The following is a 13127-nucleotide window of genomic DNA, read 5'->3' as shown; positions in this document are numbered from 1 at the left end:
GACGCGGGGCGCCGGAGCGCGGCGCGCCGCCGCCCGGATCGCCGCGGCCACGGCCCTGGCCACCGCCGCCGCGATGCTGCTGCGGCCGGCCGGCGGACTTGCCGTTCGCCGGGGCGCGGGCCACCGGCACGGACTGGTCCTGGCGATGGTCCTCGGCCGGGATCGGCGTGCGGACCAGCTTCTCGACGGCCCAGAGCTTGTCCAGCTCCTCGGCCGCGACGAGGGCCACGGCCTCGCCCGAGGCGCCGGCGCGCGCGGTGCGGCCGATGCGGTGGACGTAGCTCTCGGGCACGTCCGGCAGGTCGTACTGGATGACGTGCGTCACGTTGTCGACGTCGATCCCGCGCGCGGCGATGTCGGTCGCCACCAGGATCGGCGCGATGCCGTCGCGGAACTCCTGCAGGGCGCGCTCGCGCTGGCCCTGCGACTTGTTGCCGTGGATGGCATTGGCCGAGAGGCCGTCCTGCTCGAGCTGCTTCACCACGCGGTCGGCGCCGTGCTTGGTGCGGGCGAAGACCAGGGTGCGGCCGACGCCTTCGCCCTGCAGCAGCCGGGCCAGCAGGGCGCGCTTGCGGCCGGTTTCGACATGCAGGATGCGCTGGTTGACCCGCTCCGCCGTGGTGGCGACGGGCGCCACCTCGACGCGGGCCGGGTTGTTCAGCAGGTCGCCGGCGAGGCGGCCGATCTCCTGCGGCATGGTCGCCGAGAAGAACAGGGTCTGGCGCTGCCTCGGCAGGGTCGGGATCAGCTTGCGGATGGCGGGCAGGAAGCCCTTGTCCAGCATCTGGTCGGCCTCATCGAGCACCAGCGTCTCGACCCGGTCGAGCCGGGCGGTGCCGGCGGCGAGATGATCGAGCAGCCGGCCCGGCGTCGCCACCACCACGTCGACGCCGGCGCTGAGCGCCCGGCGCTGCGGGCCATGCGGCACGCCGCCGAAGACGGTGGCGACGGAGAAGCCGAGGTGGCCGCCGTAGGTCTTCACCGCATCAGCGATCTGCGAGGCGAGCTCGCGGGTCGGCGACAGGATGAGCACGCGGCAGCCGCCGCGCGGCGGCCGGCCGCCCTTGGCGGCGAGCTGGTGCAGGATGGGCAGGGCGAAGGCCGCGGTCTTGCCGGTGCCGGTCTGGGCGATGCCGAGCAGGTCGCGCCCCTCGAGCACGAGCGGGATGGCCTGGGCCTGGATCGGGGTCGGGGTGGTGTAGCCGGCTTCGTCGAGCGCGCGCAGCAGGGGCGCGGCGAGGCCGAGTTCGGAAAAGCTTGTCACGTGGATACGATATCCCAGTCGTCGCGCGGCGCCTGACGCGGACCCGGTCCGGGGTCGCCGCGGGTTTCAGGTGGAGACCCCGCGTGGCTGGGTCGATCCGGAAGAGGGCTTCCTGTGCGCCGGCAGTTCGACCGGGTCCAGCATCGCCCAGCAAAGGCAGCCATTCTGGCCGCGCGCGGACTGACACTGGACGGGGTGGCCGCTCACGCGGCCGGGCACCACCGGGGCATGCAACCGCCGGCGAAGGCTACATGCGCCTTCGCGGGTGCGAAGGCAAGGGAAAGCAGGGCCGCGGTTGCAACCAAATGCATCAGGCGGCCCGCAAATGCTCCTTCAGCCGGGGCATCAGCTCCACCAGGTTGCAGGGCCGGTGCCGGGCATCGAGCTGGAACAGCAGGATGTCGTCCCAGGCGTCCTTGCAGGCGCCGGTGCTGCCGGGCAGGGCAAAGAGGTAGGTGCCGTCCGCCACCCCGCCGATGGCGCGGGACTGCATCGTGGAGGTGCCGATCTTGCGGTAGCTGAGCATGCGGAACAACTCGCCGAAGCCCTCGATCTCCTTCTCCAGCACCCGCTTGAAGGCCTCCGGCGTCACGTCGCGGCCGGTGATGCCGGTGCCGCCGGTGGTGATGGCGCAGTCGATGCTGGGATCGGCGATCCAGCGGCGCAGGATGGCCTCGATCGCGGCGGTCTCGTCCTTGACGATCTCGCGGGCGACGCAGCGGTGGCCGGCGGCCTCGATGCGGTCCTGCAGGGTCTGGCCGGAGCGGTCGGAGGCCAGGTCCCGGGTGTCGGAGACGGTCAGCACGGCGATGTTGACGGGCACGAAGGGCAGCGATTCGTCGATGGGCATGGCGCGATCTCCCGCAATCGGTCCCTATGTAGCGCCTGGACGCCGGTTATTGCAGGGCGGCCTAGCGCAGCGCCCGGCCGCGGGCCCGAAGCAGCGCCGTCACCTCCTCCGGCCGGGCGAATTTCGGGAAGCTGCCGGCGGCGAGCTGGTCGAGGCTGGGGGCGGGCAGGCCGAGGCGACTGGCATAGATCCAGGAATAGGCCATCACCCGCTGGACGAAGCCGCGGGTCTCGTCGATCGGGATGGATTCAATGAATAAGAATGGGTCATCCCGATGGCCGCTGGCCGGCAGCCATTTCAACAGGTTGCCCGGCCCGGCGTTGTAGGCGGCCAGCAGGCGGATCAGGTTGCCCTCCACCCCCTCGTGCCGGGCGAGGTAGTGGAGGTAGCGCTGGCCGAGCTCGAGCGACAAGGCCGGCTCGTGCAGCCGGTGCGCGCTCTCGGCCGCCAGCGAAGGGTCGCCGGCGACGTAGCTGGCGGTCGCCGGCATCAGCTGCATCAGTCCGCGGGCGCCGGCCGGGGAGACGGCCGCGGCATCGAAGCGGCTCTCCTGCAGCGTCAGGGCGTAGAGCAGCGAGGGGTCGATGCGGAAGCCGCCCTGGGGCTGCAGCGGGGGCAGCGGGAAGCGGGCGTAGTCGCGGGGACGGCCGTCCTCCGCCTGGCTGGCGGCGGCGAGCTGGGAGGCCAGGCCGTTCATCCCGGCCAGCGAGGCGACCGAGAGCATCGCCCGGGTCAGGCCCGGGTTGTTGCGGGCCCGCGCCCAGAGCTGCCGGAGCTCGGCCTCGGCCCGGCGGCCCTGGCCGACCTGCAGCAGCGCCAGCGCCCGCCAGCCGCCGGCGGTTTCGGCCACGGCGGCGGTCTCCGCCTCGCCGCCCAGTTCGCCGTCCCAGGCGAAATTGGTCGGCAGGCCGAGGGCGCGTCGGGCCACCAGGCCATAGAAGGTGCGCGGCTCCTGCGCCGCCTGCAGCATCCAGCTGACATAGAGCTGCGGCCGGCGGGCCCGGACCGCGGCGCGGGCGGTCCAGAAGGCGGCGGCGGACCGCAGCGCCGGGGCGGCGGTCTCGGTGCGGGCGGCGCGCTCGAACCAGGGCAGGGCGACGTCGTAGTGCTCGAGGCCCCAGGCCGCCAGGCCGGCGGCGAAGGCGGCGAGGCCGGTATCGGCTGCCGCCTTCGCCTTCGGGCCGGGTTCCGGCTGGGCGGTATCGGCGGCGATGCGGAAGGCATCCTCGTCCCGGCCGGCCCGGAACAGGCCGATGGCCAGCTCGCCGCGCAGCAGGGCGGCATAGGCCGGGGTCATGCCGCGGGTGCGGCCGATCAGCGCCAGGGCGGCCGGGGCGTTGCCGGCCCGGGCCTGGTCGCGGAGCGTGCGTTCCAGCGCGGGGTTGCGAAGGACGGCGGCGCTGTCGCGCTCCTCCGGTGCCAGGGACTGGTCGGGTGCCAGGGCATCGGGCGCCGGCGGCGGGGCGGGCAGGGCGCTGCCGCGCGGCAGCAGTTCGGCCAGCATCGCATGCAGCCCGGGGGCATCGGGATGGTCGGCGTAATGGCCGAGCCAGGCCTGGAGCTCGGCCGGGGTGGGGGCGTCCTGGCCGGAGGCCGCCTGGGGGCGCTGCCAGCGATCCGCCAGCACATGGCCGAGCAGCCGGGGATCCACCAGCCGGGCGGTCTCGGCCCGGGCGCCGGCCAGGTCGCCGCGGGCCTGGGCCTCGAAGATGCGGCGGAGCCGGGCGGCATCCGAGGGGGCCAGCACCTGCGGCAGCCCGGCCACGCCGCCCGGGGCCGCGGGGCGGCCGAGGGCCATGGCGGTCTGGGTGACGCCCGGGCCGGCGCCGGCGGGACGGCCGGCCGCGCGCGGGGCGGGGCCGGTGGGAGCGATGGCGGGCGTGCCGCTCAGGCCGCTGGGGAGGCTGGTGGCCCTTTGCGCCTGGGCCGGGACCGAAGCCCATGCCGCGAGCGCCGCGCCCCACAGGACCCCGCGAAGCAGGGGGCGAAGGGCGGCACGGGCCATGGGACCGATCGCTCGCATGACCCGTTTCCGTTAGCGGCCTATGGCCCGACGGCGCAACCCCTCAGTTTCACCGGCTGTGGCAGAACAATTCTACCATAGGGCGAAAGGTGGCGCAGCATCCGGCCCCGTGCCGGGCCTCCGGCAGGTATAGAATCGGCGTCCCTCGCTACTGATGCTCGTCCAGCGTTCGGCGCAACAGCAGCAGGTCGGACCAAGCCTCGCGCTTGGCCGAGGGGGTGCGCAGCAGATAGGCCGGATGCAGGGTGGCCAGGGCCGGGAGCGGGGTCTCGTCCTCGGTCGTTACTTGGTGCCAACGGCCCCGCAGGCGGGTGATGCCCTCGCGCGAGCGCAGCAGCGCCTTGGCCGCGACGCCGCCCAGCAGCACCAGCCGGCGGGGCCGGGCCAGGGCGATATGGCGCAGCACGAAAGGCAGGAAGAGGGCGATCTCGGCATCGGTCGGGGTGCGGTTGCCGGGCGGACGGAAGGGCAGGATGTTGGTGATGTAGAAATTGTCGTCCCGATTCAGCCCGACTGACGCCAGCATCCGGTCCAGCAGCCGGCCGGAGACGCCGACGAAGGGGCGGCCGAGGCGGTCCTCGTCGCCGCCCGGGGCCTCGCCGATCAGCATGAGGCCCGAATCGGGGACGCCGTCGGCGAAGACCAGGTTGGTCGCCGTCTCCCGCAGCGGGCTGCCGTCGAAGGCGGCCATGGCCTCGCGCAGCCCGGCCAGGCTGGTGGCGCCGGCGGCGAGCGCGGCGGCGCGGGTTGCGGCCGGGGTGGGCAGGCGGGCGGGCTGCGCCGGGCGACGGAGCGGGGTGGGGGTGGCGGGACGGGAGCGGTCCGGGTCCGACGGCGAAGGCTCCGCCTCGGCCGCGGCTTGGCCCGGGGTGGCGGCGGGCGCACGGGCGCTGCGGTCCAGCGGCAGCTCCGCCAGGGCCTCGTCCACGCCCCAATCGAGCTGGAGCCGGAGGGCGGCGATCAGCGCCGCATGGGTATCCGCCTCCATCGCCTGCTCCTCGGCCCTATCCAGGCACCAGTCTCGTCGCCGAGGCATCTATTCCCCGGCCACGGGGTTTCGTGCAAGCCAACCCCACGCTACATCCAGCAGGAACAGAAGGGAGCCAAGGCATGTCCGGGGCCGAAGAGCGCGAAGCTATGGAATTCGATGTGCTGATCGTGGGGGGTGGGCCGGCCGGGCTCGCCGCCGCGATCCGCCTCAAACAGGTCGCGCCGGATGTCACCGTGTGCCTGGTCGAGAAGGGCGGCGAGATCGGGGCGCATACCTTGTCCGGCGCGGTGCTGGAGCCCCGCGCGCTGGACGAGCTGCTGCCGGACTGGCGCGACGACCCGCCGGCCCTGGCGACGCCGGCGACGGACGACAAGTTCATGCTGCTGACGGAGACCCGCGCCTTCAAGCTGCCGACGCCGCCGCAGATGAACAACCACGGCAATTACATCGTGTCGCTGGGCAACGTCTGCCGCTGGCTCGGCACCAAGGCCGAGGCGCTGGGGGTCGAGATCTACCCGGGCTTCGCCGCCTCCGAGACGATCATCGAGAACGGCCAGGTGAAGGGCGTCGTCGCCGGCGTCATGGGCATCAAGAAGGATGGCCAGAAGGGCGCCGACTACCAGCCGGGGATGGAACTGCGTGCCACCTACACGCTGTTCGCCGAGGGCTGCCGCGGGTCGCTGACCAAGCAGCTGTTCGAGCGCTACAAGCTGCGGGACGGCGTGGCGCCGCAGAGCTTCGCGCTCGGCATCAAGGAGCTGTGGGAGATCCCGAAGGAGAAGCACACGCCGGGCCTGGTGTGGCATAGCACCGGCTGGCCGCTGCCCTCCGATACCTATGGCGGGTCCTGGCTCTACATGCTGGGCGAGAACCTGGTCTCGATCGGCTTCGTGGTGGGCCTCGATTACTCCAACCCCTGGCTCTCGCCCTTCGACGAGTTCCAGCGCTTCAAGACGCACCCGGAGGTGCGGAAGATGCTCGAGGGCGGCAAGCGCATCTCCTATGGTGCCCGGGCGCTGAACGAGGGCGGCTTCCAGGCCATCCCGAAGCTGATCTTCCCCGGCGGCGCGCTGATCGGCGATACCGCGGGCTTCCTCAACGTGCCGAAGATCAAGGGCACGCATACCAGCATGAAGACCGGCATGCTGGCGGCCGAGGCGGCGGCGGCGGCGCTGGCCGAGGAGGAGCGCTCGTCGATGCTCGACAGCTACCCCGCCGCGCTCGAGAAGAGCTGGGTCTGGGAGGAGCTGAAGGGCGTGCGGAACATCCGTCCGGGCTTCGCCAAGATGGGCTTCTGGGGCGGGCTGGCGAATGCCGCGCTCGATACCTTCGTCTTCCGCGGCAAGGCCCCCTGGACCTGGAGCCACCATGCCGACCATGAAACCTTGAAGCCGGCCAATAGCGCCAAGCGGATCGAGTATCCGAAGCCGGACGGCAAGCTGACCTTCGACCGGCTGTCCTCGGTGTTCCTCTCGAACACCAACCACGAGGAAGACCAGCCGGCGCATCTGCAGCTGCGCGACCCGGACAAGTGGAAGGGCGTGAACTGGGACCAGTTCCGCAGCCCGGAAAGCCGGTACTGCCCGGCCGCGGTCTATGAGGCGGTGGGGCCGGAGGCTGAGCGGGAGCTGCGCGGGACGCCGGATGCCGAGGCGACCGGCGAGGGCGCTTCGGTCGAGGCCGGAGATGCCAGGGCGCGGCTGGTGATCAATGCGCAGAACTGCGTGCATTGCAAAACCTGCGACATCAAGGACCCGATGCAGAACATCGACTGGAAGACGCCGGAGGGCGGCGGCGGGCCGAACTACATCGGCGGGATGTAAGTGGTGATGCCGCCGCCCGGCCTCTGGCAAGGAATGGGCGGCGGCGGGTCAAGTTATATCGGCGGGATGTAGGGGCGAAGCAGCGGATGCGGCGTGGCGGCGAAGGGGTTCGCCACCGTCACGCTACGCCAGGTGAAGCCGTCCTGCATGTCCTCGCTGAGCAGCAGGGTGGCGCTCGCCTCGGCCGCCGCGGCGAGAATGACGGCATCCCAGATCTGCAGGTCGTGCTCGGTTGCCAGGGCGATGGCCTGCAGCATTGTGGCCTGGTCGGTCTCGGGAACCACGGCGGCCGCCGCGGACCATCGCAGGGCGGCTTGCTGGGCAAGGTCCGGAGAGCGCCGGCCGCGCCGGACCAGCACGGTGAACATCTCGCCGAGGACCTGGGCGGGCAGGACTAACCCAGCTTTACGGATCCCCGGGATCAGGGATCGGGTGACGCGATGCTTGTGGACATCGGCCGGGACCAACAACAGCGCTTCGGCATAGAGCAGGATATTCGTATCGAGCGCGATCACTCCCGCGACCAGGATTTGCGCTCGTAGAGCTCCTCGCGCGTCCAGGGCTCGATGAGGGTGGGTTCCTGGGTGTCCAGCCGCGCCAGCAGCGCCTCCCAGGCCGCCTCCTTCGCCGCGGTATCCTCTCGCACCGGGCCGATCTCGGCGACCGGGCGGCCGTGGGACGTGATGACCACGCGCTCCCCCGCCGCGGCCTGGCGGAGCAGGGCGGAGAAGGAGCGGTTGGCCTCGGCGGCGGTCAGGGTCTTCATGGCGGCACCGGGAAAGTAGTGTAATTCACTATATTGCGGCCCGGCGCGTGGATGCAAGGCTCAGCGTGGAAAGTAGCCGCCGCGCGAGACGCCCTGCGCCGCCTTCCGCGCCTTCAGCTCGGCCCGCGCCACCGTCCGCAGATGCACCTCGTCCGGCCCGTCGATGAAGCGCAGCGCCCGGCCCCAGCTATAGAGGAAGGCGAGCGGCGTATCCGGCGTCAGCCCCATGGCGCCGAAGACCTGGATCGCCCGGTCGGTCACCCGCGTCTGCAGCCGCGCGGCCGCCAGCTTGATGGCGGAGACATCGACGCGGGAGGCCTTGTTGCCCTCGCGGTCCATCAGCCAAGCGGCGCGCAGCACCAGCAGCCGCACCTGGTCGATCTCGATGCGGCTCTCGGCGATCCAGTCCTGCACGTTGCTGAACTCGGACAGGTGGCGGCCGAAGGCGATGCGGGATTGGGCGCGGTCGACCATCAGCTCCAGCGCCACCTCGCATTGGCCGATGGTGCGCATGCAGTGGTGGATGCGGCCGGGGCCGAGCCTCGCCTGCATCAGGGCGAAGGCGGTGCCCTCGGTGCCGAGCAGGGCATCGGCCGGGACATGGACGTCGCGGAACAGCACCTCGCAATGCCCCTCCGGCGCATGGTGGCCCATGATCGGGACGTTGCGGACCACGGTGACGCCCGGCGTGCCGTAGGGCACCAGCAGGATGGTGTGGCGCTCATGCGGGCCGAGCGACGCGCGGTCCTGTTGCAGACCCATCAGCAGGAAGACGCCGGCATTGGGGTGCATGGCGCCGGTGGTGAACCACTTGCGGCCGTTGATGACGTAGCCCTCGCCCTCCTTGCGGATGGTGGTGGCGATGTTGGTCGGGTCGCTGCTGGCGGTATCGGGTTCGGTCATGGCGACGCAGGAGCGCATCTCGCCGCGCATCAGCGGCTCGAGGTAGCGCGCACGCTGGGCCGGCGTGGCGAAGAGGTGCAGCACCTCCATGTTGCCGGTATCCGGCGCGTTGCAATTGAAGACCTCGGAGGCCCAGGGGACCCGGCCCATGATCTCGGCCAGCGGGGCATATTCGAGGTTGGTCAGCGCGGTGCCCGGCTCATCGGCCTTCAGCCCGGGGAGGAAGAGGTTCCAGAGCCCCTGCTCGCGCGCCTTGGCCTTCAGGTCGTCGATGATGGCCAGCGGGAATTCGCCGCCCTCGGCGATGCGGCGGAATTCGGGATCGGCGGGCAGGATGTGCTGGTCCATGAAGTCCAGCAGCAGCTGCTGCAGCGCGCGGACCTTGTCCGAATAGGCGAAATCCATGGGTCAGGCTCCGGTATTGGCGAGGCCGCGGCGGGCGAAGGCGATGGAGAGCTCGCCGACCGCGGCGGCATCGGCGGAGGCGGCATTGCCGGCCCGCGCCCGGGCGGCGATGCCCTCGAAGATCACCGCGAAGCGGAACATCGAGAAGGCGACGTGGAAGGGCGCGAGCCGCGGCGCCGGGCGCTGCCGGCAGGCGTAGTAGTGGGCGACGTATTCCGCCTCGGTCGGGATGCCGAGCGCTTCGATGTCGAGGCCGAGCATGCCGCCGTACTCATTGGGCGCGCTGCGCCAGGCGATGACGCTGAAGGCAAGGTCGGCCAGCGGATGGCCGATGGTCGAGAGCTCCCAGTCCAGCACGGCGACGATGCCGGGCGACTGGGTGCCGAACATGACGTTGCCGGGGCGGTAGTCGCCATGGACGATGGAGGATTCGCCGTCATCGGGCGGGAGGTGGGCTGCGACCCAGGCGGCGAGCTCGGTCAGCTCCGGGATGTCGCGGAAGCGCTGGCTCTCCCATTGCCTGGTCCAGCGGCCGACCTGGCGCTCGAAGTAGTTGCCGGGGCGGCCGAAGCCCTCCAGGCCGGCGGCCTGCCAGTCCACGTCGTGCAGCTTCGCCAGGGTCTCGGCGAAGGAAAGGTACATGGCGCGGCGTTCGGCGACCGCCGCGCCGGGCAGGTCGCAGCTGGCGAAGACCCGGCCCTCGACGCGGTCCATGACGTAGAAGGGCGTGCCGACCACGTCGGGCTCGGCATGGAAGACCACCACCGGCGGCACCGGGACCGGCGTCGGGGCCAGGGCCTGGAGGATGCGGGCCTCCCGGTCCACCGCATGGGCGGAGGGCAGGGTGACGCCGGGCGGCTTCTTGCGCAGGACCAGCCGGCGATTGCCGTAGCTGACGAAGAAGGTCGGGTTGGACTGGCCGCCGGAGATGCGCTGCAATTCCATCGTGCCGGCCAGTCCGGGGATGGTGGCGCGCAGGAAGGCATCCAGCTTCGCCGGGTCGAATTCGGCCACCCTTGGTGTCCTCCGCGTGATCAGGGGCGGGAGAATGGCTGCGGCAAAGGCCGGTCGCAACCTGCCGGCGCCGAATGCGCTATGCTGGCGGCATGACACTGTCCGACACCCTGATGCTGCTGGGCTTCTTCGGGGCCTGCTTCGCCACCGCCTCCTCCGGTGCCGTGTTCAAGCCGGGCGACTGGTACGAGAACCTGGCCAAGCCGCCGTGGAACCCGCCGAACTGGCTGTTCCCGCCGGCCTGGGCGGTGTTCTTCACGCTGATCGCCATCGCCGGCTGGCTGGTCTGGCGGCAGGTGGGCTTCGGCCTGCCGCTGGCGGTCTATGGGGTGCACCTGCTGCTGAACGCCGGCTGGTCCGCCATCTTCTTCGGGCTGAAGCGGCCGGACCTCGCCTTCGCCGAGCTGGTGGTCTTCTGGCTCTCGATCCTGGCGACCATCCTGGTCTTCGCCCCGATCAGCGCCACGGCGGCCTGGCTGCTGGCGCCCTATCTCGCCTGGGTCACCTTCGCCGGGGTGCTGAACTGGTCGATCTGGCAGCGCAACCGCGTGGCAGGCTTCGCCCGCGGGTAGCGCCGGTCAGCGGTCCCGCTGCCCGGCGACGAAGGCGCCGCCGTCGGTCGGGCGCAGCGCCTCGAACAGCTCGCCCACCGCGGTGTAGTCGCGGTAGCCGCAGCGGGCGAGGGATTGCGCGGCGGCGGTGTCGAAGCGGCCGTCGCGGAGGAAGGCCTCGTCGATATGCACGCCGACGACCTGGCCGATGATGATCCAGCCGGCCAGCGCCTCCCCGTTCACGTCGTGCAATTGCATGGAATGCACAACCTTGCATTCCATTGCGGCCGGGGCGACGGCGACGCGCGGGGCCTTGACGATCCGGCACGGTGCCGGCGCCAGCCCCGCCGCCACGAATTCATCCTCGCCATCGGCCAGCGCGCCGGAGGAGATGTTCATCGCCTCGAACAGCGGCCGGGTCGAGAGGTTGAAGACGAACTCGCCTGTCGCGATGGCATTGGCGGCGCTGTGCTTCATGCTCTCGGAGGTGAAGGCCAGCATCGGCGGGCTGGAATGCACCGCGTTGAAGAAGCTGTAGGGCGCCAGGTTGGGCCGGCCTTGGGTATCGACGGTGGAGATCCAGCCGATCGGCCGCGGGGCGATGATCGCCTTGAAGGGATCATGCGGCAGGCCGTGGCCGAGCCGGGGTTCGTAGAACATGGGTTGCCTTGCCTGTCTGGTGCTGCGGAGGGATTGATAGGGCTAGCCGCGCTTGCGGGCCATGCCGGAGGCGAGCAGGGCGGCTTCCACCCCCGGCTTCACGTCATGGATCAGCGCCATGGTCTCGGCGCGGTTCAGCGGGCGGCTGGCGATGCTGGCGGCGTTCTGGCGGGCCAGCACCTCCGGGTCCCGGGCGGCGGCCATCAGCGCCGCCTCCAGCCTTTCCCGGATCGGCGCCGGCAGCCCGGCGGGGGCAGCCCAGATGATGGGCTGGCGGGTGGCGGTGTCGTAGCCCTGCTCGATCAGGGTCGGCACCTCCGGGAATTCCGGCCAGCGGTCGACGCTGGCGCTGGCCAGCATCCGCAGGTTGCCGCCCTTCACCAGCCCGATCATCTCCGAGGTTCCGGTATAGGTATCGACATGGCCGCCGGCGACTTGGCTGGCGGCGTCGGTGATGCTGCCGAAGGGGACGTAGCTGAGCTGCATGCCGGTCAGCCGCGCCAGCTCGAAGAAGCTGACGGCCGAGCCGGGGTTGGTGGTCGCCAGGGTGATGGGGCGGCGGCGGCCCTCGGCGATGAACTCCGCCAGGGTGCGGACCTGGGGCAGCGAGGGGCCGACCGGCACCCCGATGCGTAGCTCCGAGGTGCAGCCGAGGAAGTCGAAGGCCTCCATCGGCTTGAAGGGCAGGTCCATGGTCAGCGGCGCCACCACCAGCACCGAAAGCCCGGTCAGTCCGAAGGTATAGCCATCGGGCTTCGACTGGGCGATGCGGCCGGGGCCGAGGGTGCCGCCGGCCCCGGGCGTGTTCCGCACCGGGATGGAGACGCCGAGGGTCTTCTCCATATGCGCGGCGATGGCGCGGGCCACCACGTCGGTGCCGCCGCCGGGACCGAAGCCGGTGACCAGGCTGATCTCGCGGCTCGGCCAGCGGTCCTGGGCGGTGGCGGGGTGGAGGGCGGGCGTGGCGAGGGCGAGGCCCCCCAGCAGGGTCCGGCGATGCATGGTTGTCGTGACCTCCCGTTGCTTGGTTCCGCCGGAGCGGCCGTTTCGATCCGTCGCCGCGGCAAGCCGGTCCCGCCGCCCCGGCGGGCTAGCGCCCGGTCCAGCGGGGCGCCCGCTTCTCGACGAAGGCGCGGGGGCCTTCCTGGAAATCCTCGGTCAGCTTCATCCGCTCGCTGGCGGCGCGGCTGAGGCGCCAGAGCGTCTCCTCGTCCAGCTCCGCCGCCTGGCGGGCGATGGCGAGGCTCTCGCGCACGGCGATCGGGGCGTTGGCGGTGACCTTGCGGGCCAGGGCCCGGGCGGCCTCGAGCACCTCCGCCGCCGGGACGACGGCATTGACCAGGCCGTGCTGCAGGGCGGTCGCCGCGCTGATCGGCTCGCCGGTGGCGATCATGTGCAGGGCGACCGCCTTGGGCAGGGCGCGCGGCAGACGGAAGACCCCGCCGGCGGCAGCGACCAGGCTGCGCTTCACCTCCGGCAGGCCGAAGGTGGCGCCCTCCGCGGCGATGGCGAGGTCGCAGGCCAGCAGCAGCTCCAACCCGCCGGCCAGGGCATGGCCCTGCGCCGCGGCGATCCAGAGCTTGGTCCGCCTGGCGCGGGTGAAGCCGCCGAAGCCGCCTCGCTCGGTGGCGAGGCTGGCGCTCTGCCCGGCCGAGACGGCTTTGAGGTCCGCACCGGCGCAGAAGGCATGCGGCCCGGCGCCGGTCAGCACCACCGCCCAGAGCTCGGGGTCGGCCTCGACCCGGTCCACCGCGGCCTCCAGCCCGGCGGCGACGGCGCCGTTGACCGCGTTGCGCGCCTCCGGCCGGTTGATGGTGACGAGGGCGACATGCGGCTCGGCGATCTCGAAGAGGACGGCTTCGGTCATGCGGGAGTCC

13 protein-coding genes are annotated in these 13127 nt (G+C 71.7%); 2 read left to right on the top strand and 11 right to left on the bottom strand.

Going from position 1 to position 13127, the window contains the following annotated elements; all coding sequences use genetic code 11:
- The 4 genes from QWZ14_RS15150 to QWZ14_RS15135 form a co-directional block, all read right to left on the bottom strand.
- The coding region (locus QWZ14_RS15150) for a DEAD/DEAH box helicase (RefSeq protein WP_290317564.1) at positions 1-1264 on the bottom strand (1264 nt) is incomplete at its 3' end.
- Positions 1265-1574: 310 nt separating this feature from the next.
- Positions 1575-2114, bottom strand: coding sequence for a molybdenum cofactor biosynthesis protein B (gene moaB / locus QWZ14_RS15145; protein WP_290317563.1), 540 nt, complete (start codon positions 2112-2114; stop codon positions 1575-1577).
- Between the two features lie 61 nt (positions 2115-2175).
- On the bottom strand, positions 2176-4137 hold the full coding sequence (locus QWZ14_RS15140) for a lytic transglycosylase domain-containing protein (protein WP_290317562.1): 1962 nt from the start codon (positions 4135-4137) through the stop codon (positions 2176-2178).
- Between the two features lie 148 nt (positions 4138-4285).
- Entirely contained in the window at positions 4286-5125 is an 840-nt protein-coding gene (locus tag QWZ14_RS15135; protein WP_290317561.1) for a uracil-DNA glycosylase, read from the bottom strand.
- A gap of 122 nt (positions 5126-5247) precedes the next feature.
- Here QWZ14_RS15135 and QWZ14_RS15130 point away from each other — a divergent pair, with 122 nt between their 5' ends.
- On the top strand, positions 5248-6951 hold the full coding sequence (locus QWZ14_RS15130; protein WP_290317559.1) for an electron transfer flavoprotein-ubiquinone oxidoreductase: 1704 nt from the start codon (positions 5248-5250) through the stop codon (positions 6949-6951).
- A 53-nt stretch (positions 6952-7004) separates the two neighbouring features.
- On the opposite strand, the gene QWZ14_RS15125 is transcribed toward QWZ14_RS15130, so the two are convergent.
- Genes QWZ14_RS15125 through QWZ14_RS15110 form a run of 4 tightly spaced genes read right to left on the bottom strand, consistent with a single transcriptional unit; the run spans position 7005 to position 10039 of the window.
- Positions 7005-7466: a PIN domain-containing protein gene (locus QWZ14_RS15125; protein WP_290317558.1), complete on the bottom strand. Its 462-nt coding sequence runs from the start codon at positions 7464-7466 to the stop codon at positions 7005-7007.
- Complete coding sequence (locus QWZ14_RS15120; RefSeq protein WP_290317556.1) at positions 7463-7717, bottom strand: type II toxin-antitoxin system Phd/YefM family antitoxin; 255 nt, start codon at positions 7715-7717, stop codon at positions 7463-7465. The genes QWZ14_RS15125 and QWZ14_RS15120 overlap by 4 nt, the downstream gene beginning before the upstream one ends.
- A 60-nt stretch (positions 7718-7777) precedes the next feature.
- Positions 7778-9025 carry an acyl-CoA dehydrogenase family protein gene (locus tag QWZ14_RS15115; RefSeq protein WP_290317554.1) on the bottom strand — a complete coding sequence of 416 codons (1248 nt, stop codon included), beginning with the start codon at positions 9023-9025 and terminating at the stop codon, positions 7778-7780.
- Between the two features lie 3 nt (positions 9026-9028).
- Positions 9029-10039, bottom strand: a complete 1011-nt coding sequence (locus tag QWZ14_RS15110; protein WP_290317552.1) for a phosphotransferase family protein — start codon at positions 10037-10039, stop codon at positions 9029-9031.
- A gap of 92 nt (positions 10040-10131) precedes the next feature.
- Here QWZ14_RS15110 and QWZ14_RS15105 point away from each other — a divergent pair, with 92 nt between their 5' ends.
- On the top strand, positions 10132-10611 hold the full coding sequence (locus QWZ14_RS15105; RefSeq protein WP_290317551.1) for a TspO/MBR family protein: 480 nt from the start codon (positions 10132-10134) through the stop codon (positions 10609-10611).
- A 6-nt stretch (positions 10612-10617) separates the two neighbouring features.
- On the opposite strand, the gene QWZ14_RS15100 is transcribed toward QWZ14_RS15105, so the two are convergent.
- The 3 genes from QWZ14_RS15100 to QWZ14_RS15090 form a co-directional block, all read right to left on the bottom strand.
- A complete protein-coding gene (locus QWZ14_RS15100; RefSeq protein ID WP_290317549.1) occupies positions 10618-11250 on the bottom strand; it encodes a flavin reductase family protein in 633 nt (210 codons plus the stop codon).
- A gap of 42 nt (positions 11251-11292) precedes the next feature.
- Positions 11293-12252 (bottom strand): Bug family tripartite tricarboxylate transporter substrate binding protein, encoded by a 960-nt coding sequence (locus QWZ14_RS15095; RefSeq protein WP_290317548.1) that lies wholly within the window; start codon positions 12250-12252, stop codon positions 11293-11295.
- Between the two features lie 88 nt (positions 12253-12340).
- Entirely contained in the window at positions 12341-13117 is a 777-nt protein-coding gene (locus QWZ14_RS15090; protein ID WP_290317546.1) for an enoyl-CoA hydratase-related protein, read from the bottom strand.
- Between the last annotated feature and the right edge of the window lie 10 nt (positions 13118-13127).

This window comes from Paeniroseomonas aquatica (assembly GCF_030409335.1).
Classification (GTDB): domain Bacteria; phylum Pseudomonadota; class Alphaproteobacteria; order Acetobacterales; family Acetobacteraceae; genus Belnapia; species Belnapia aquatica.
This window is presented reverse-complemented; position numbering and strand designations above follow the sequence as displayed.